The following is a 19,030-nucleotide window of genomic DNA, read 5'->3' as shown; positions in this document are numbered from 1 at the left end:
GGGCTCAGGCCGGGGACCACCCGAGCTCGGCACCGGCGATCACGTGCCCGTGCACGTGGAACACGCTCTGACCCGCGCGCGGCCCCGAGTTGAAGATGAGGCGGAACTGGCCGTCGGCCAGGTCCCCCGCCACCTCGTCCGCGAGGGCCACGACGTCGCTGAGCAGCTCGGGGTCGGCCGCCGCGAGCTGCGCGATGTCGCCGTGGTGGTCGCGCGGCACCACGAGCACGTGCACGGGGGCCTGGGGGTCGATGTCGCGGAACGCGACCGAGCGCTCGCTCGTCGCCACGACGTCCGCGGGCAGCTCGCCCGCGACGATGCGGCAGAAGAGGCAGTCCGGGTCCGTGCGCGCGTCGGTGCTCGTCATGACCCCGAGGCTAGTCCACCGCCGTCGGGCACGCCCCAGCGACCGAGCCGCTCGGCGAGCAGCGCGACGGCCACCGGGCCCGCGGTCGACGTGCGCAGGACGTGCGGTCCCAGGCGCGCCGCGACGGCGCCCGCCGCGGTGAGGTCGTCGAGCTCGCGGTCGGAGATGCCGCCCTCGGGGCCGACGACGACGAGCACCTCGGGCCGCGTCCCTCCCTCGGTCGCGGGACCGCCGGGCAGCGCCACGTCGGCGAGCGGCGTCGTCGCCTCCTCGTGCAGCACGATCGCCCGGCCCCCGGCCGCGACGACGTCCGTCACGCGTGCCGCGAGCCCGCGCGAGTCGACCGCGAGCTCGACGTGCGGGAGGCGCGCGCGCCGCGCCTGCTTCGTCGCGGTGCGGACCGTCGCGAGCCAGCGCGCGCGGGACTTCGCGGCGCGCTCGCCGCGCCACACGACGACCGACCGCTCGGCCTGCCACGGGACGACGACGTCGACCCCGATCTCGGTCGCGGCCTCGATGGCCATCTCGTCCCGGTCGCCCTTGGCGAGCGCCTGCACGAGCGTCACGACGACGGCGGGCTCGGGCTCCCGGTCCACCTCCTGGACGAGGAGCGTGACGCGACCGGCGTCGGCGTGCTCGACGACGCACCGCAGGCGCAGGCCGTCGCCGTCGACCACGTCGACCCGCTCGCCCGCGCCGCGCCGTTGGACCACCCCCGCGTGGCGGCCCTCGGCGCCGTCGAGGACGTAGCGGTCGCCCGGCGCGACGGCGTCGAGACCCGTCTCGGCGAGGAACACCGGAGCACTCATGCGCCGCCCGCTCAGCGCCCGGAGAGCTTGTCGCGCAGGCGCGAGAACACGCCCGGGTGCGCGGCCGCGAGGCGCGGCTCGGGCCGCTCCTCGCCACGCAGCGCCGCGAGCGAGCGCAGCAGCTGCTCCTGCTCCGGGTCGAGCGCCGTGGGCACCTGGACCTCGATGTGGACGTTGAGGTCGCCGCGCCCCGAGCCGTGCAGGTGACCCACGCCGAGGTTCTTCAGCGTGACGATCTGTCCCGGCTGCGTGCCGGGGCGCAGGTCGATCTCCTGGGGGCCGTCGAGCGTCTCGAGCTCGAGCACCGTCCCGAGCGCGGCCGCCGTCATGGGCACCTCGAGCGTGCAGTGCAGGTCGTCGCCGCGGCGCACGAACGTGTCGTGGTTGCGCTCGCGGATCTCGACGTACAGGTCGCCCGCGGGCCCGCCCGCCGGGCCGACCTCGCCCTGCGCGGTGAGCTTGATGCGCGTGCCCGTGTCGACGCCGGCGGGGACGTTGACCGTGATCGTGCGACGGCTGCGCACGCGCCCCTCGCCGGAGCACTCGGCGCACGGCTCGGGGATGACGGTGCCGAACCCCTGGCACGCGGCGCACGGCGCGCTCGTCATGACCTGGCCGAGGAAGGAGCGCGCGACGCGCTGGACCGTGCCGCGGCCGTGGCACACGTCGCACGTGCGGGGCGACGTGCCGGGGCGGCAGCACGTGCCGCCGCACGTGCCGCACACGACGGCCGTGTCGACCTGGAGCTCGCGCTGCGCGCCGAACGTCGCCTCGGCGAGGTCGATGTCGAGCCGCACGAGCGCGTCCTGCCCGCGCCGGGCGCGCGGGATCGGGCCCTGCTGCGCCTGGCCGCCGCCGAAGAACGTCTCGAAGATGTCCTGGAAGCCGAACCCGCCGCCCATGGGGCCGGTGCCGCCGCCCGGTGCGCTCGGGTCGACGCCGAGGTCGTACTGCTGGCGCTTCTCCGGGTTGGACAGCACCTCGTACGCGCGCGCGACGTCCTTGAAGCGGTCGCCCGCGTCCTCGCCCGCGACGTCCGGGTGCAGCTCGCGCGCGAGCCTGCGGTACGCCTTCTTGATCTGGTCCTGGCTCGCGTCACGGGACACGCCGAGGATCTCGTAGTAGTCGCTCACACGTCACTCTCTGCTGGTGCGGGTCGTGAGGCCGGCGCGGGGCCGGTCGTGAAGGGTCGGGGGCGGGCGTCGTCGGCGCCTGCTCCCGGCGGGGTGGCCGCGGAGCGGCTCACGTGCCGAGCACCCGCGACAGGTAGCGCGCCACGGCGCGCACCGCGGCGATCGTCCCGGGGTAGTCCATGCGGGTCGGCCCGATCGAGCCGACGAGCGCGACCGTGTCTCCGTCGCTACCGTAACCGGTCGTCACGACGGAGGTCTCCGCGAGCCCCTCGAGCTGGGTCTCGTGCCCGATCCGGACGCTCACGCCCGACTCGGCGGCCATCTCGGTGAGGAGGCCGAGCAGGACGACCTGCTCCTCGAGCGCCTCGAGGACGGGGCGCAGCGCGTGCTCGAACCGCATCCCCGCCCGGGCGAGGTTCGCCGTGCCCGCGAGCACGAGGCGCTCCTCGCTCTCCTCGGCGAGCGTCTGGGCGACGAGGTCGCCCACCGCGCGCACGAGCGGTGCGTCGTCCGGGTGGAAGCTCTCCGTGACGGCCGCGAGCGCCGGCGCGAGGTCCGCGAGGCGCTTGCCCGCGGCCGCGGCGTTGAGGCGTGCGCGCACCTCGGCGAGCGTGCCCTCGTCGGGCACGCTCGCGACCTCGAGCGTGCGCTGCTCGACGCGCCCCGTGTCCGTGATGATGACGACGAGCAGGCGCGTCTCCCCCACGGGCACGAGCTCGAGGTGGCGCAGCCCGGAGCGGCTGAGGGACGGGTACTGGACGACCGCGACCTGGCCGGTGAGCTGCGCGAGCAGGCGGCCGGCGCGGGCGATGACGTCGTCGAGGTCGACGCCCTCGGACAGGAAGGTCTCGATCGCACGCTTCTCCGGCGCGGACAGCGGCTTGACGCTCGAGAGGCGGTCGACGAAGAGCCGGTAGCCCTTGTCCGTCGGGATGCGCCCGGCCGACGTGTGCGGCTGGGCGATGTAGCCGGCGTCCTCGAGGGCGGCCATGTCGTTGCGGATCGTCGCGGGCGAGACGCCCAGGCCGTGCCGCTCGGTGAGCACGCGCGACCCCACGGGCTCGCGCGTGAGGACGTAGTCCTCGACGATCGCCCGCAGCACCTCGAGCCGGCGCTCCTCGCTCACGTCCACCTCCAGCGTGCCGCGCCGCCCCCGCCCGGTCGGCGGGCGGGTGTCGGCACTCTCGTCCTCCGAGTGCCAATCCTACGCGTTCGCGCGGCGCGTCCTGCGGTCCTCCGCTCGCCGCGAACGCAGGTCCAGGAGCCCCACGACGAGCGCGACCGCGACGAGGGCGATCGTCACGACGAGCGCGCGCCCCGCGGCGTGCGCCGCGCGCTCCCCGCTCGCGAGGCCGCCGTAGTACACGGCGAGCACGACGGAGATGCCGACCGCCGAGCCGATGCGCTGGCCGAGCTGGAGCATGCTCCCGGCCACGCCGGCGCGCGTCACGGGTACCTCGGACAGGGTGAGCGTCTGGTTCGGGGCGATGATCGTCCCGCTGCCCGCGCCCGCGACGAGCAGCACGGCCGCGAGCGCCGGGCCCACCGCCCCCGGCCGGTCGCCGAGCACGCGCACGACGGCGTCCGCCGCGACCACCCCGACGAGGACCACGAGCAGGCCGCCCACGACGAGCTGCCTGCCCCACCGCGCGACCCAGCGACCGGAGAACCACGCCGAGATGCCCGACGCGACCGCGAACGGCGTCCCGACGAGCCCGGCCTGGAGCGGCGTGTACCCGAGCTCGTCCTGGAGGTAGAGGGTGATCACGAGGAAGAGGCCCGTGAACCCCGCGAAGTACGCGAGACCCAGCAGCGCGCCGTTGCGGAACGAGCCGAGCCCGACGACGTGCGGGTCGAGCACGGCGTCGCCCGTGCGGCGCTGGTAGCGCCGCTCCCAGGCGGCCGCGCCGACCCCGGCGGCGAGCGCCGCCGCCAGCCACCACCACCGTGACGCGTCGTCGCCCCGGCCCGTCGTCGTGACGAAGGGCATCATCACGGCGAGCGTGGTAGCGCCGAGCAGGCCGAGCCCGACGAGGTCGAGACGGCGTGCGCCGGCCCCGGGCGCGCGCGGCGGCGGCCCGGGCACGAGGCGCCACGCGAACGGGAGCAGGACGGCGACGACGGGGATGTTGACGAGGAACACCCACCGCCAGCCCGCCGCGGAGCCGGCCGCGGCGATGAGGAGCCCGCCGAGCAGCGGGCCGAGCGCCGTCGACACCCCGATCGTGGCGCCGAACGCGCCGAAGGCCCGGCCGCGCTCGCTCCCCGAGAACTGCTGCTGGATGATCCCGACGACCTGCGGGTTGAGCACCCCGGCGCTCACGCCCTGGAGCAGGCGGGCCACGCCCAGCCACGTGTCGGTCGGCGCGAGCCCCGACGCGAGGCTCATGAGCGCGAACCCGACGAGGCCGACCATGAACAGCGTCCGGCGCGACCCGGCGTCGCCGAGACGGCCGGCCGGCACGAGCGCGAGGCCGAACGCGAGCGTGTAGCCCGCGACGACGAGCTGGAGCTGCGTCGGGCCCGCGCGCAGCGACGACTCGATCGACGGGAGGGCGACGTTGACGATCGACACGTCGAGCGTCGTGATGAAGCCCACTCCGAGGCAGACCGGGAGCACGCGCCAGCGCGCCGGGTCCGGCTCCGCGCGCGTGGGGCTCATCGCTCCGTGGTACCACCCGGTGCCCGGTGCGCGCGCGCCGGGCGCCACGCGCGCCCGGGCTCCGCGGACCGGCGGGGACGGTGTCCTAGGGTGACGGTCGTGTCCTTCGACCGCTACGGCTCCGACGTCCTCGGCGGCACGCCCGCCCCCTCCCACCACCGCGCGCGACCGGTGTCTCGGCCGCAGACCGCGGACCGCGGGCTCGTGGTCGAGGAGGTCCAGACGGGATGGGTCGGCGCCGTGGTCCGCGTCGAGAAGTCGGGCGGCATGCACGTCGTCGTGCTCGAGGACCGCGCGGGCCGCACGCGGACGTTCCCGCTCGGCCCGGGGTTCTGGGTCGACGGCGAGCCCGTCGTCCTCACGCCGCCCGTGACGTCGCGCGCCCCCGCCGCCCCGGCGCGCACGGCGTCGGGCTCGCGCGCCGTCGTCGGGCAACGGGCGCGCGTGGCCCGCGGCAGCCGCATCTGGGTCGAGGGCAAGCACGACGCCGAGCTCGTCGAGAAGGTGTGGGGGGACGACCTGCGCGTCGAGGGGGTCGTCGTCGAGCCCCTGCACGGCGTCGACGACCTCGCGGCGGCGCTCGCCGACTTCGGCCCGACGCCGCAGCGCCGCGTGGGCGTCCTCGTCGACCACCTCGTGCCCGGGAGCAAGGAGCGCCGCATCGCCGACGAGGCGCTGCGGCGCTCGCCCGCGGGCACGGTGCTCGTGCTCGGCCACCCGTACGTCGACGTGTGGCAGGCGGTGAAGCCCGCGCGGATCGGCCTCGAGCGGTGGCCCGTGATCGAACGGGGCACCGAGTGGAAGCGCGGGATCCTGCGCGAGCTCGGGTGGCCCGCGGAGTCCCCCGAGGACGTCGGGCGCGCGTGGCAGCGCATCCTCGGGACCGTCCGCTCCTACGCCGACCTCGAGCCCTCGCTGCTGGGCCGCGTCGAGGAGCTCATCGACTTCGTCACCGCGTCCTGAGACCGGGGCCGGGAACGCCTGTGCCCCGGCGTCGCGAGGCGGCGCCGGGGCACGAGGTGGACGACGGACCGCGTCAGGCGGCCGGGACGCCCCCGGACAGGCGCCGGTAGGCGTAGCCCACCGCGACGTAGCTCAGCGGGATCGTCACGAACAGGCCGAGACCGCAGGGGATCGCGCCGAGGATGTTGATGCCGAGCAGCGCGAGCAGCAGCAGGAACACCTGCCCGAAGTTCTTCGCGACCATCGAGAAGCTCGTGCGGACCGCCGTGATCGCATCGACGCCCTGGTCGAGCGCGACGTAGTAGACGAACGCGGAGAACAGCAGCACCGCGAGTCCCGGCAGGATGCACAGGAACAGGCCCACGCCGGTGAGGATGCCGACGATCAGCGCCGCGAGGAGCACGTTGACGACGTTGCCGATGCGGAAGAACGCCGCGACGTCCGGCTTGCGCCCGTCCACCTCGTCGAGCGCGCCGCGCGTGAAGAACGCGGTGACGAGGTAGCCGATCACGGTGCCCACGATCCCGAGCAGGATGTTCGTGAACGTGAGGCCCGTGACGGCGAGCACGTTGGTGTCGGTGTAGTCGAACTGGTCCTGGACCTGGTCGAAGCCGCCGGTGATCCAGTTCCACGCGACGTTCACCGCGAGGAAGATCAGCGCGACGAGGATCCACGGCCCGAGGTTCGACGTCACCTTGCGCCAGCCGTACGAGATCGCGTCGCCCACCGCGAAGGCCGGGCCGCCGACGCCGGGCTGCGGGGCGCCGTAGCCGCCCGCCGGCGGCGGGTACGACCCGGGCGGCGGGTAGCCGCCGTCGGCCGGGGGCGGGTACGACCCGGGCGGCGGGGCCGTCGGGCCGGGTGCGTTCGGGTCGCCGGGCGCACCGGCCGGGGCGCCGTAGGCGTCCGGCGCCCCGTACGCGGGCGGGCCTGACGGGGGCCCGGCCGGGTCCTGCGGGCCGGAGCCGTCGCCCGGTGCGGGCTCGTCGTCGCGGGGCGGCTGACCGCCGGGGTTCGTGGGGTCCGTCATGGTGCACCTCGTTCCTCGTCGTCACGTGCCGCGGTCAGCACGCTCCCTCGACCTGCTCGGTCCTATCGTGGCTGCTCAGCGGCCCGGGTGCGCGGCGAGCGCCGCGCCGCGGGCGGCGTCAGACGGGCTGCTCCGCGTTGAGGCGGCGGTACACCCAGGCGGTCGCGATCTGCGCGACGGGCAGCGCGACGAGCAGGCCCACGTAGCACAGGAGCGTGCCGACGAGCTGCGCGAGGTACACCCCGAGGAACAGCAGCGCGACGGCGCCGAGGTTCTTGCTCACGACCGAGAAGCTCGCCTTGAACGCGTCGAACACGCCCAGGTTCTTGTCGATGACGTAGAACAGCGTGAACTGGGCGAAGAACACGAAGACGAGCGGCCCCAGCACCGTGATCGCCAGCACGCTGGTCGCGACGCCGATGAGCAGCGCCACGAGGACGACGGTGCCCAGGTTCGGGAACCGGAAGAAGTCCCCGTACTCCAGCTTCTTGCCCCGTGTGACGAGCAGCGAGACGTTGACCACGGCGGCCTGGACGAGGAACGACAGCACGGCGAAGACCCCGACGAACAGGAACGTGCCGAAGCCGAACGCGAACCCGCCCGCGGTGCTGATCTCCCCGGTCACGGGGTCGACCGTCGTCGTGGCGGTCCCCACGAGGAGCGCCCAGAACGCGACCGACAGCAGCGCGAGCACCGCCACGTAGGTGAGGACGCCCGCGATGATGACCCCGGCGTTCTGCGTGAACTTGTTCCAGCCGTAGCCGAACGCGTCGGTGACCTGGATCGCCGCGCCGGGCTGCCCCGGCTGCCCGTACGGCCCCGCCGGGGGCGGGTAGCCGCCCGGCTGCCCACCGTAGGGCGGCTGCCCCGGAGGCTGCTGGCCGTACGGCGGCTGCCCCGGAGGCTGCTGCCCGTACGAGGCCTGCGGCGGGGCCTGCTGGCCGTAGGGGGTCTGCGGCGCGGGAGGCTGCTGCCCGTACGGCGGCTGGGCGGGCGGCGGGTATCCCGCGCCCGGAGCCGCCGGGCCCGTCGGCGCGGCGCCCGCGGGCGCACCGTACGGCTGGGCGGGCTGGGACGGCGAGGGCTGGGGCTGCGCGGGCGGGGGCGACGCGGGCGGCTGGTACCCGCCGGGCGCCTCGCCGTACGGCGACGCCGGGGGCGGGCCCGCCGGCGCGGCCTGCGGGGACGTGGGCGGCGGGGACACCGGCGTCTGCGGGGCGGGCGACGCCGGCGGCTCGGGGGCGGCCTCCCGGGGCGGGACCGGCTGGTCGCTCGCGTACGGGTCCTGCGGTGCCTGCGGCTCGTTCTCGTCCCGCGGCGGGCCGCCGGCGGTGCTGTCGCTCATGAGTCTCCTCGGTCGGTTCCGGTGGACCACGCGCGGGCGGGCAGCCCGCCCGGATGTGGACGTCGTGTGTCGGTCGCACATTTCGTGGCCCGTGAGGACAACCCTGGCGGGATTCGTCCGGTTCCGCTAGAGGAAACGCCGGGATCTGCGCAGGCCCGCGCGGATCTCACCCGGTCGCGCGCGAGGTCGTGGCGCGGGGCGGGCACGGGGCGGGCACGGGGATCAGCCGGTCGACGACCCGAGCCCGGCGGCGCGCGTCAACCCGTCCACGACGACCTTCGCGTACGCGGCCGTGCCCGCCTCCGTGGGGTGCACGCCGTCCGGCCCGAGCACCGCGGGGTCGGCGGCGACGGCCGCGGACCAGTCCGCGACGACGACGCCGGGGTGCCGCTCCGCGGCGGCGACCATCTCGGCGTTCGTGCCGGGGACCCACGGGCGGTCGGCGTACCCCGTGACGAGCACGACGCGACGACCGGGCCCGACGGCCGCGAGCAGCTCGTCGAGGGAGGCGGCGTTCGCGGTGCTGTTCGTGCCGAGCGACACGACGACGTAGGGGCGCAGGGCGCCCGCGTCGCGGGCCGTGGCGAGCGCGGCCGGACCGTCCTTCACCTGGCGCGAGACCGCGCCGTCGACGTACGCGCCGGGCAGCGCCGCGGTGAGCGCGGGGGCGCTCGCGAGCGTCACCGAGTCCCCGACGACGGTGACCTGGTCTCCCGGCGGGGCGACGGCGGGGGCGGTCTCCGCGGGCGCGTCGGCCGCCGCCGGGGCGGGCTCCTCGGTCGCGGCCCCCTCCCCCGGGGCGGGCTCCTCGGCGTCCGGCTGCGGCGCCGGCGCCGCGGCGTCGGGCCTGGCCTGCGTCGCGCGTGCAGCCTGCTCCCCCGCGGCGATCTGCCGCTCGACGCTCGTGGTGGCGGGCGCGTTGACGACGCCGGCGGCGCAGAGCCCGACGACGAGCGCGCACGACCCCGCGAGCGCCCACCCCCGACGCGTGAGGGCCCGCGACGCGGCGTCGTCGGGTCCCGGTTGCAGACGCCGGGCGAGGTCGCGCGCGGCGCCGCGCAGGCCGCGCCGCAGCACGGGACGCTCGACGTACCGGAAGGAGAGCGCCGCCGCGACGACCGTGACGGTGAGGGTCACGACGACCACCGCCGGGTGCACCGCACCGGGCGGCACCGGGCCGACGACGGCGCCGAGCGTGGCCGACGCGAGGACGAGCACGGGCCAGTGCCACAGGTACAGCCCGTACGAGCGCCGTCCGACCCACCCCAGCGGGCCGCGGTCGAGCTGTGCCCCCACGCCCGGCAGGCACACGACGGCGTTGAGCACCGCCGTCGCGGCGACGGCGCACACGAGCAGTCCGCCGCGGTACGCGAGCGCGTCGTCCCAGCGCAGCGTCGCGACGGCGGCCACGAGCACGACGGCGCCCGCCACCCCGCCGACGAGCACGGCGAGCCGGCCGCGGGGCGTGCGCACGCGGGGACCGCCGGGGAGGAGGGCGTGCGCGTCGTCGTGGTCACCGCCGTGGGGACCCGTCACGGGCCGCGCGTGCCAGAACGCGAGCGCCGCGCCGGCCATGAGCGCGAAGAGGTGCGTGTCCGTGCCGACGTACACGCGCGTCGGGTCGGTGCCGGGCGCGTACAGGAGCGCCATGAGTCCCGCGGAGGCGAGCGCGAGACCGGCGGCGGCCCACGGCGCGTGGCGCCGCAGGGGGCGCACGGCGCACAGGAGCACCACCGCGAGGGGCCACAGGAGGTAGAACTGCTCCTCGACCGCGAGCGACCAGAGGTTGCCGAACAGGTGCGGCAGCAGCGCGCCCGAGTAGGTGGCGCCGCTCGCGACGTCGACCCAGTTGCTCGTGAACGTCGCGGCGCCGAGCAGCTGCGGCCCGATGCCGACGAGCACGTCCCCGCCGACGACGGCCGCGACCGCCGTGCACACCGCGACCACGAGGACGAGTGTGGGGAGCAGGCGCCTGGCCCGGCGCGCCCAGAACGCGCGCAGGCCCACGTGGTGCCGGTCGCGGTGCTCGCGCACGAGCAGGGTCGTGATGAGGAAGCCCGACAGGACGAAGAAGACGTCCACGCCCACGTACCCGCCCGGGAACGTGGCCGGGGTGACGTGGAACGCGACGACGACGGCGACCGCGAGCGCCCGCAGGCCGTCCAGCCCCGGCATGCGCCGGTAGCGCACGGTCGGGCGGCCGGGGCGGCGCGCGCCGGGGGCGCGCACGTGCCCGAGGACCCGAGGAGCCTCGAGCGTCGGACGACCGTCCCCCGCGGGGGTCGTCCCGTGCCGAGATGCCTCGTGGGTCGTCGTCACTCGTCCGTGATCTCCCGTACCACCGTGTCCGCCAGCAACCGTCCCCGCAGGGTGAGCACCGCGCGTCCGGCGACCGCCGCACGGCCGTCGAGGAGCCCGTTCGCGACGAGCCCGGCGACGGCGCGCCGTCCGGCCGGGGACAGGACCGCGAGGTCGAGACCCTCGTGCAGCCGCACGCCGAGCATCGCCTGCTCGAGCCGGCCCTGGTCCCGCGTGAGGAGCTCACGCCCGGCGGCGGGGCTCGTGCCCGCCTCGAGCAGCGCCGCGTACCGGCGCGGGTGCTTCACGTTCCACCATCGCACGCCGACCCCGGCGTCCCCGGCCGACGCGCCCGTGTCGTCGGTCACGACGCCCGGGCCCGCCGGCGAGGCCGCGGGCGCGCCACCGGCCGAGGGTGCGAGGGCACCCGGCGCCGCGACGTACGAGTGCGCGCCAGGACCGATCCCCCACCAGTCGTCGCCGCGCCAGTACGCGAGGTTGTGGCGGCAGCGGTCGTCGTCGGTGCGGGCCCAGTTGCTCACCTCGTACCAGGTGAGCCCGGCGGCGGTGAGCAGCTCGTCGGCCAGCTCGTACTTCGTCGCCTGGTCGTCCTCGCTCGGCAGCGCGAGCTCGCCGCGGCGCACCTGGGCGGCCATCCTGGTGCCCGGCTCGACGACGAGCGCGTACGCGGAGACGTGGTCGACGCCGGTCGCGAGCGCAGCCTCCAGGCTCGCCCGCCAGTCGTCGAGGCTCTCCCCCGGGGTGCCGTAGATGAGGTCGAGCGAGACCTGGAGGCCCGCGTCGCGCGCCCAGCGCACGACGTCGGGGACGCGCCGCGGGTCGTGCGTGCGCTCGAGGGTCGCGAGCACGTGCGGCACGGCCGACTGCATGCCGAACGAGACGCGCGTGAACCCGGCGTCGGCGAGCTCGGTGAGGGACGCCGGCGTGACGGAGTCCGGGTTGGCCTCGGTCGTGACCTCCGCGTCGGGCGCGAGACCCCACGCGTCGCGCACGCCGCCCAGCAGGCGGACCAGGTCCCCGGCGGGCAGGAGCGTGGGCGTGCCGCCGCCCACGAACACGGTCGAGACGGGCCGCTCGGGCAGCCCGGCGTCGCGCAGGACGCGCACCGCGAGGTCGACCTCGCGCAGCGCGGTCGTGGCGTACGACGCCCGGCTCGCTCCCCCGCCGAGCTCGGAGGCCGTGTACGTGTTGAAGTCGCAGTACCCGCACCGCACCGAGCAGAACGGGACGTGCAGGTACACGCCGAAGCCGCGCCGCGCCGTCGGGCCCGACGTGCCGTCCGGTGACGACGGGCCGGACCCGGCGACCCACGCGGGCAGCGAGCCGTCGGGCGGGACCGGCTCGCCCTCGGGCAGCGCCGGGCTCACTTCTTCGACTTGTCCTTGGCGTCCTTGCCGCCCGCGGCGTCGGAGGAGAGCGCGGCGATGAAGGCGTCCTTCGGGACCTCGACGGACCCGATGTTCTTCATGCGCTTCTTGCCCTCCTTCTGCTTCTCGAGCAGCTTGCGCTTGCGGCTGATGTCGCCGCCGTAGCACTTGGCGAGGACGTCCTTGCGCATCGCGCGCACGGTCTCGCGCGCGATGACGCGCGCGCCGACGGCCGCCTGGATCGGCACCTCGAACTGCTGGCGCGGGATGATCTCCTTGAGCTTGGCGGTCATCATCACGCCGTAGTCGTACGCCTTGTCCTTGTGCACGATCGCGCTGAAGGCGTCGACCTGCTCGCCCTGGAGCAGGATGTCCACCTTGACGAGGTCGGCCACCTGGTCGCCCGACGGCTCGTAGTCGAGCGACGCGTACCCGCGCGTGCGGGACTTGAGCTGGTCGAAGAAGTCGAACACGATCTCGGCGAGCGGCAGCGTGAAGCGCAGCTCGACGCGGTCCTCCGAGAGGTAGTCCATGCCGAGCATCTGCCCGCGGCGGTCGTTGCACAGGCCCATGACGGTGCCGACGAACTCGCTCGGCGCGAGGATCGTCGCGCGCACGACGGGCTCGCTGACCTGCTTGATCTTGCCGCCCGGGAACTCCGACGGGTTGGTCACCTTGACGACCGTGCCGTCCTCGAGCGTGACGTCGTAGACGACGTTCGGCGCCGTCGAGATGAGGTCGAGGTCGAACTCGCGCTCGAGCCGCTCGCGCACGATCTCCAGGTGCAGCAGGCCGAGGAACCCGACGCGGAAGCCGAAGCCGAGAGCGACCGACGTCTCGGGCTCGTAGTTGAGCGCGGCGTCGTTGAGCTTGAGCTTGTCGAGCGCGTCGCGCAGCACCGGGTAGTCCGTGCCGTCGATCGGGTACAGGCCCGAGAAGACCATGGGCTTCGGGTCGGAGTAGCCGCCGAGCGCCTCGTCCGCGGGCTTGGCCGCGTTCGTCACCGTGTCGCCGACCTTGGACTGGCGCACGTCCTTCACGCCCGTGATGAGGTAGCCGACCTCGCCCACGCCGAGGCCCTTGGTGACGATCGGCTCGGGCGAGATGACGCCGATCTCGAGGAGCTCGTGCGTCGCGCGCGTCGACATCATGACGATGCGCTCGCGCGGGTTGAGGTTGCCGTCGACGACGCGCACGTACGTGACGACGCCGCGGTACGTGTCGTACACCGAGTCGAAGATCATGGCGCGCGCCGGGGCGTCGGGGTCGCCGACGGGGGCGGGCACGCGCTCGACGATGCGGTCGAGCAGCGCCTCGACGCCCGCGCCCGTCTTGCCCGAGACCTTGAGCACGTCGTCCGGGTCGCCGCCCACGAGGTTCGCGAGCTCCTCGGCGTACTTCTCGGGCTGCGCGGCGGGCAGGTCGATCTTGTTGAGGACCGGGATGATCTCGAGCTCGTTCTCCATCGCGAGGTAGAGGTTCGCGAGGGTCTGCGCCTCGATGCCCTGCGCCGCGTCGACGAGCAGCACGGCGCCCTCGCACGCGGCGAGCGAGCGCGAGACCTCGTAGGTGAAGTCGACGTGGCCCGGGGTGTCGATCATGTTGAGCGCGTGCGGCGTCTCGGCCCCGTCCACGTCGACGGCCCACGGCATGCGCACGGCCTGCGACTTGATCGTGATGCCGCGCTCGCGCTCGATGTCCATGCGGTCGAGGTACTGCGCGCGCATCGCGCGCGGCTCGACGACACCGGTGAGCTGCAGCATGCGGTCGGCCAGGGTCGACTTGCCGTGGTCGATGTGCGCGATGATGCAGAAGTTCCGGATCAGCTCGGGCGGCGTGGCCGCGGGCTGGATGCGGGTGCTCGGCTGGGCGCTGGGGATCGGGGACAACGCGGGTGCGCTCCTGGGAGTGGCGTGCGGGTCGGGCCGCGCGCCGCGAGGGCGGGGCGCGCCGACGGTCGCTCTCGGGCGGGCGGGAACGACCATTGTCCCACGTCCTGCGGCGGCCCGGTCCTCGTCCCGCCGCCCTGCGAGACCGCGCGGCCCGGCCTAGCGTGGAGGGTCCGCCGGCGCCGCGCGCCGGACCGTCGACGAGAGGAGCTCTCATGGCCGACCGGGACCTCGCCGGACGCCGCGTGCTGGCGATCGTGACCAACTACGGCGTCGAGCAGGACGAGCTCGTCGTCCCGCTGGAGCACCTGCGCGAGAAGGGGGCTGCCGTCGACGTCGCCGCCGCGTCCTCCGACGACGTGCAGACGCTCGTCGACGACAAGGACCCCGGGCGTACCGTCAGCCCGACGCTCACCCACGCCGACGCCGACCCCGCCGCGTACGACCTGCTGCTCGTGCCCGGCGGGACGATCAACGCGGACGCCCTGCGCCTGCAGGACGACGCGGTCGGCCTCGTACGGGCGTTCACGACGTCGGGCAAGCCGGTCGCCGCGATCTGCCACGGCCCGTGGGCGCTCATCGAGGCGGCCGCCGTCGAGGGCAAGACGCTCACGAGCTACCCCTCGCTGGAGACCGACGTGCTCAACGCGGGCGGCGCGTGGGTGGACCGCCCGGTCGTGCGCGACGACGACGGCTACACGCTCGTCACCTCGCGCGACCCGGGCGACCTGGACGCCTTCCTCCGCGAGGTGGACGCCGTCCTCGCCGGCTGACGGGGGCCTCCCCGCGCGTGGGTGCCTCGTGGCAGGCTCCGGCCATGGACGACGGCCTCGACCACCTCGCGCTCCTGTCCCGGTTCCAGGGTGCGTTCCTCGCGCTCGTGCCCGACGCCGACCCGCGCGCTCCCGTGCCCGCGTGCGGACGGTGGCGGGTCCGCAACCTCGTCGAGCACCTGGGCCGCATCCACCACTGGGCGGCCGCCCAGGCACGACGGCGCCACGAGACGCCGCTCGGGCGCGGGCCGTTCGACCTCGCCCCGTTCTACGCCGAGCACGCGGCCGAGCTGCGCGCGACGCTCGCCGAGCTCGACCCCGACGCGCGGGCGTGGACCCTGCTCGAGTCCGACGACCCCGGCTCGACCGTGCGCTTCTGGCACCGGCGCCAGACGCACGAGACGCTCGTCCACCTCCACGACCTGCACGCCGCGTGCGGCCGCGCGGTCGACGACGTCGCGCCGGCCGTGTGGGCGGACACCGTCGACGAGGTCGTCACCGTCATGCAGCCGCGCCAGGTCCGCCTCGGCCGGGTCGGGCCGGTCGAGCGGCCCGTCACGCTGCAGGCGACGGACGCCGGGCGGTCGTGGACCTTCGGTGCCGGCGACACCGTCGCGACCGTGCGCGCGCCCGCGCGCGAGCTCGCGCTCGTGCTGTGGGGTCGCCGCACGCCCGAGGAGGCCGGCGTCGTCGTCGAGGGCGACCCCGCAGCGCTGACCAGGGCGCTCGACGGCCGGATCACCCCCTGACGCGCGCGGGTCGCGCCGGGGCGACCGGTAGATTGCGCGCGTGACTCGCAACCGATGGCTCGGACTCCTCACCGACGTGGCGCGCGCCGTCGCGTCGGGGCTCACGCGCTCGCAGGGAACCCCGGGCGGCACGGACACCCGGGGCCGCGGCACGGGCAGCACCACGGGCTCCGGCGCCGCGGCGACCCGTGCGCCGGGGCGCGGCCGGGCGCCGTCGGGCCGCACCCCGACCCCGGGCCCTCGGCCGTCGCCTCCGCGCCAGGGCGGCGCGCCCGCGAGGACCGCGACCCGCGCGGGCGGGTACCCCGGCGACTACGAGGGCGCGGTGCGCGCCCAGTACGCGCCCGAGCTCGACGGCGACCCGGACCCGGGCGAGATCGTGTGGACGTGGGTCCCGTACGAGGAGGACCACTCGCAGGGCAAGGACCGCCCCGTGCTCCTCGTCGGGTCCGACGGCGCGTGGCTCCTCGGCGTCATGCTCACGAGCAAGGACCACTCGCGCGACGCGCACGACGAGGCGCGGTGGGGCCGCTACTGGCTCGACATCGGCTCCGGCCCGTGGGACGCCAAGGGCCGGGACAGCGAGGTGCGGCTCGACCGCGTGATCCGGGTCGACCCGGACGCGGTCCGACGCGAGGGCGCCGTCGTGGGCCGCGACGTCTTCGACCGCGTCGTGCGGGGCATCGCCGAGCACCGCTGACGACGTTCGGGCCCGATTGGGCTCTGAGCGGTCGCGCTGGTATTCTTGTTGGTCGCGTGTCCGCCCAGGTCGGCGGGCACAGCCCCAGCCCCTCTCCACGGGTTCCCCACCCCAGTCCCGGAGCTGGAGCCGCCCTCTACGACCTATCCGCTCGCTCCGGCGAACAGAACCAGAAAGTCCACACGTGGCCAACATCAAGTCCCAGATCAAGCGCATCCGTACGAACGAGAAGGCTCGCCTGCGCAACAAGGCGGTCAAGTCCGAGCTCAAGACGTACGTGCGCCGCGTGCGCGAGGCCGTCGCCGCCGGCGACAAGGAGGCGGCGACCACCGCGCTCCAGGCTGCCTCGCGCAAGCTCGACAAGGCCGTCTCGAAGGGCGTCATCCACGCGAACCAGGCCGCGAACCGCAAGTCGGCCATCGCGAAGGCCGTCAACGCTCTCTGAGCGCACGGTTCGCCCGCGTCGCTGTGACCCGCTGATCGTCGCGACGACCGCACAGGCTTCCCACGAGGGGCGCCGACCCGCACGGGTCGGCGCCCCTCGTGCATGCCCGGACCTCGCCGGGCCGCCGGTCTCCGACGCCGGACGGCGCGGGCGCGTCAGCGGCCGTGCGCCCGCGCGATGGTGAGGACGGCGCGCTCGACCGCGAACACCGGGTCGCGGCCCGCACCCTTGACCTCGGCGTCGGCCTGCGCCACGGCGCTGATCGCCGTCGCGAGGCCCTCGGGCGTCCAGCCCGCGAGCTCGCGCCGCGCGCGGTCGACCTGCCACGGCGCCAGGCCGAGGTCCTTGGCCGCGGCCCCGCCACGGCCGCGCATCGCTCCGACCTTCGCGAGCGCACGGAGCTTCATCGCGAGCGCGGCGACGATGGGCACCGGGTCGGCGCCCGTCGCGAGGGCGTGCCGCAGGAGCGCGACGGCCTCGCCCACGTGGCCTGCGACCGCGGCGTCGGCCACGCGGAAACCCGTCGCCTCGACCCGTCCGCCGTAGTAGCGGTCCACGACGGCCTCGCTCACCGTGCCGTCGGTGTCCGTGACGAGCTGGCTGCACGCGGCCGCCAGCTCGCGCAGGTCGGTACCGACCGCCTCGACGAGCGCGCGCACCCCGGACGCGTCGATCCGGCGGTGCGCCCGGCGGAACTCGGCCGTGACGAACGCGGCCTTGTCGGAGTCCTTCTTGATCGCGTCGGCAGCGACGACGGGTGCCCCGCTCGCCTTGATCGCGTCGAGCATGCGCTTGCCGCGCACCCCGCCGCCGTGCACGACGACGACCGTCGTCTCCGGGTCCGCGACGGGGACGTAGTCCACGACGTCCGCGACGAGCGCGTCCGTCGCGGCCTCGGCGCCCTCGACGACCACGACCTTCGCCTCGCCGAACAGCGAGGGGCTGGCCGCGACGGTGAGCATGCCCGCCTGGTACGTCGAGCCCTCCATGGTGACCTTCTCGACCTCGGGGTCCCGCTCGCGCGCGAGCCCGACGATCGCGTCCACGGCCCGCTCGGCCAGCAGCGACTCCGGCCCCTGCACGAGCACGACGGGCGCGAGCCGGACGTCGTCCCACGCGAGCGACGGACCGGCGGACGGGCGGGCGGAGCGTGTCGGCGCGGGCATGGCACCAGCCTGCCACGCCCCGCCCACCACGGCGGACGCGCCGATCTCACGGTGGACACCATCCGCTCGCCCGGTGGCCGACCGCGTGCCCGACCGCGTGGTTCCCGACCGTCCGTCGACCGGGAGCGCGGTGGCGGGCCGCGCGGTCAGCCGCAGCCCGAGGCCGCGAGGACGCCGTCCCGCACGACGAGCGCGAACGTCCCGCACGTGTCGGTGCGCAGCACGGTCGCGCCGACGCCTCGGTAGAGGTCGAGCGCGCGGTCGGTGGGGTGGCCGTAGGTGTTCTCCCCTGAGCTCACGAGCGCGACCGTCGGGGACAGCACCTCGGCGAGGCGGTCGGACTGGGTCGCGGAGCCGTGGTGCGCGACCTTGACGACGTCGACCGGCGCGCTCCCCTGCTGGGTGAGCGTGCGCGCGAGGCTGCTCTGCCCGGCGTCCTCGAGGTCGCCGAGCGCCACGACGTCGACACCCTGCACGCGCACGCGGAGCACGACGCTCGCGTCGTTCGCGCCGCCGTCGGCCTCGCCGGCGCCGCGGGCGGAGCGGCCGGGCGGGACCCGGTCGGACGACGCGCCCGGACCGGCCTGCAGCACCTCCCACACCGCGCCGCCCGGTGACGCGCCGCCCGGTGACGCGCCGCCGGGTGCCGCGCCGCCGGCGGCTCCCGCCTGTCCGCCGATGTGCACAGCGCCGGGGCTCCCACGCTCTCCGGCTCCGCCGGCCGTGCCCGCGTCGCCCGCCCGCGCGACCTGGACCGGGACGCCCGCTGCCGCGAGCGCGCCCACCGTGCGCTCCGCCTGTTCCGCCGGGTCCGCGGTGGCCGTGACGAGCGCGAGCCCCACGGTCCGGCCTCGCAGCACCGCGTCGAGCCCGCCGACGTGATCGGCGTGGAAGTGGCTGAGCACGAGCAGGTCGACCGTCTCGACCCCCAGACCGTCGAGGCAGCGTCCCGCCGCGTCACCGGGCGGCCCGACGTCGACGACGACCGCCGCGCGCGGTCCCGAGCGGAGCACGAGGGCGTCACCCTGACCGACGTCGCACGCCACGACCGCCCAGTCCCGCGGCACCGGACCGCGCCCGACCGTCACGGGCCGCACGAGCACGACGACCACGACGACGACCGCGGCGACGAGGAGCACGGTCGCGGCACGCGCCGTCGCGGGCGGGCGACCGGCCGGACGCGACGGACCCCGCACCGGCAGTCGCCAGGAACCGCCCCCGACCGACGACCCGGCGCCGCGCGCAGCCGGTCGGCCGGGGCCGCGCGAGGCCGACCGGCGGAGGTCGCGCACGGCCCGTCCCGCGCGCTCGCG

The 19,030-nt window shown here is 75.6% G+C and carries 17 protein-coding genes; 5 read left to right on the top strand and 12 right to left on the bottom strand.

Features of this window, described 5'->3' with window-relative positions:
• Positions 1 to 4: 4 nt before the first annotated feature.
• The 5 genes from GJV82_RS16295 to GJV82_RS16275 form a co-directional block, all read right to left on the bottom strand.
• Entirely contained in the window at positions 5 to 367 is a 363-nt protein-coding gene (locus GJV82_RS16295; RefSeq protein WP_024840842.1) for an HIT domain-containing protein, read from the bottom strand.
• Positions 364 to 1,176, bottom strand: coding sequence for a 16S rRNA (uracil(1498)-N(3))-methyltransferase (locus GJV82_RS16290; protein WP_155099946.1), 813 nt, complete (start codon positions 1,174 to 1,176; stop codon positions 364 to 366). Before GJV82_RS16290 ends, GJV82_RS16295 begins: the two co-directional genes overlap by 4 nt.
• Positions 1,177 to 1,187: 11 nt before the next feature.
• Positions 1,188 to 2,309, bottom strand: a complete 1,122-nt coding sequence (gene dnaJ / locus GJV82_RS16285; RefSeq protein WP_318657741.1) for a molecular chaperone DnaJ — start codon at positions 2,307 to 2,309, stop codon at positions 1,188 to 1,190.
• 109 nt (positions 2,310 to 2,418) lie between these two features.
• Positions 2,419 to 3,435, bottom strand: a complete 1,017-nt coding sequence (gene hrcA, locus GJV82_RS16280) for a heat-inducible transcriptional repressor HrcA (protein ID WP_024840839.1) — start codon at positions 3,433 to 3,435, stop codon at positions 2,419 to 2,421.
• 78 nt (positions 3,436 to 3,513) lie between these two features.
• Positions 3,514 to 4,971: an MFS transporter gene (locus GJV82_RS16275; RefSeq protein ID WP_115943706.1), complete on the bottom strand. Its 1,458-nt coding sequence runs from the start codon at positions 4,969 to 4,971 to the stop codon at positions 3,514 to 3,516.
• 99 nt (positions 4,972 to 5,070) lie between these two features.
• Here GJV82_RS16275 and GJV82_RS16270 point away from each other — a divergent pair, with 99 nt between their 5' ends.
• Entirely contained in the window at positions 5,071 to 5,934 is an 864-nt protein-coding gene (locus tag GJV82_RS16270; protein ID WP_024840837.1) for a DUF3097 domain-containing protein, read from the top strand.
• 73 nt (positions 5,935 to 6,007) lie between these two features.
• On the opposite strand, the gene GJV82_RS16265 is transcribed toward GJV82_RS16270, so the two are convergent.
• From GJV82_RS16265 to lepA, 5 genes are all read right to left on the bottom strand, one after another.
• Positions 6,008 to 6,964 carry a DUF2189 domain-containing protein gene (locus GJV82_RS16265; protein ID WP_024840836.1) on the bottom strand — a complete coding sequence of 319 codons (957 nt, stop codon included), beginning with the start codon at positions 6,962 to 6,964 and terminating at the stop codon, positions 6,008 to 6,010.
• 118 nt (positions 6,965 to 7,082) lie between these two features.
• Positions 7,083 to 8,309, bottom strand: coding sequence for a DUF2189 domain-containing protein (locus GJV82_RS16260; protein ID WP_155099944.1), 1,227 nt, complete (start codon positions 8,307 to 8,309; stop codon positions 7,083 to 7,085).
• A gap of 222 nt (positions 8,310 to 8,531) precedes the next feature.
• On the bottom strand, positions 8,532 to 10,628 hold the full coding sequence (locus tag GJV82_RS16255) for an acyltransferase family protein (protein WP_155099943.1): 2,097 nt from the start codon (positions 10,626 to 10,628) through the stop codon (positions 8,532 to 8,534).
• On the bottom strand, positions 10,625 to 11,995 hold the full coding sequence (hemW, locus tag GJV82_RS16250; protein WP_318657740.1) for a radical SAM family heme chaperone HemW: 1,371 nt from the start codon (positions 11,993 to 11,995) through the stop codon (positions 10,625 to 10,627). The genes GJV82_RS16255 and hemW overlap by 4 nt, the downstream gene beginning before the upstream one ends.
• Positions 11,992 to 13,884 carry a translation elongation factor 4 gene (lepA, locus tag GJV82_RS16245; RefSeq protein ID WP_024840832.1) on the bottom strand — a complete coding sequence of 631 codons (1,893 nt, stop codon included), beginning with the start codon at positions 13,882 to 13,884 and terminating at the stop codon, positions 11,992 to 11,994. The genes hemW and lepA overlap by 4 nt, the downstream gene beginning before the upstream one ends.
• Positions 13,885 to 14,099: 215 nt before the next feature.
• Between lepA and GJV82_RS16240 the strand changes: the two genes are divergently transcribed.
• The 4 genes from GJV82_RS16240 (at position 14,100) to rpsT (ending at position 16,551) form a co-directional block, all read left to right on the top strand.
• Positions 14,100 to 14,657 carry a DJ-1/PfpI/YhbO family deglycase/protease gene (locus GJV82_RS16240; protein ID WP_024840831.1) on the top strand — a complete coding sequence of 186 codons (558 nt, stop codon included), beginning with the start codon at positions 14,100 to 14,102 and terminating at the stop codon, positions 14,655 to 14,657.
• 44 nt (positions 14,658 to 14,701) lie between these two features.
• Positions 14,702 to 15,406 (top strand): maleylpyruvate isomerase family mycothiol-dependent enzyme, encoded by a 705-nt coding sequence (locus tag GJV82_RS16235; protein WP_115942779.1) that lies wholly within the window; start codon positions 14,702 to 14,704, stop codon positions 15,404 to 15,406.
• Positions 15,407 to 15,446: 40 nt separating this feature from the next.
• Positions 15,447 to 16,106, top strand: coding sequence for a type II toxin-antitoxin system PemK/MazF family toxin (locus GJV82_RS20810; protein WP_162290070.1), 660 nt, complete (start codon positions 15,447 to 15,449; stop codon positions 16,104 to 16,106).
• 184 nt (positions 16,107 to 16,290) lie between these two features.
• On the top strand, positions 16,291 to 16,551 hold the full coding sequence (gene rpsT / locus GJV82_RS16225) for a 30S ribosomal protein S20 (protein WP_024840828.1): 261 nt from the start codon (positions 16,291 to 16,293) through the stop codon (positions 16,549 to 16,551).
• A gap of 155 nt (positions 16,552 to 16,706) precedes the next feature.
• Here the strand turns inward: rpsT and holA are convergent, their stop codons facing one another.
• Entirely contained in the window at positions 16,707 to 17,717 is a 1,011-nt protein-coding gene (holA, locus tag GJV82_RS16220; protein ID WP_155099942.1) for a DNA polymerase III subunit delta, read from the bottom strand.
• A 146-nt stretch (positions 17,718 to 17,863) separates the two neighbouring features.
• Positions 17,864 to 19,030 (bottom strand): ComEC/Rec2 family competence protein (locus GJV82_RS16215; protein WP_155099941.1); only part of this gene is annotated, 1,167 nt, incomplete at its 5' end.

Source organism: Cellulosimicrobium composti, assembly GCF_009711085.1.
In the GTDB taxonomy this organism is placed as follows: Bacteria; Actinomycetota; Actinomycetes; order Actinomycetales; family Cellulomonadaceae; genus Cellulosimicrobium; species Cellulosimicrobium composti.
The sequence above is the reverse complement of the archived record's forward strand: the minus strand, read 5'-3'. Positions and strand labels throughout refer to the sequence as shown.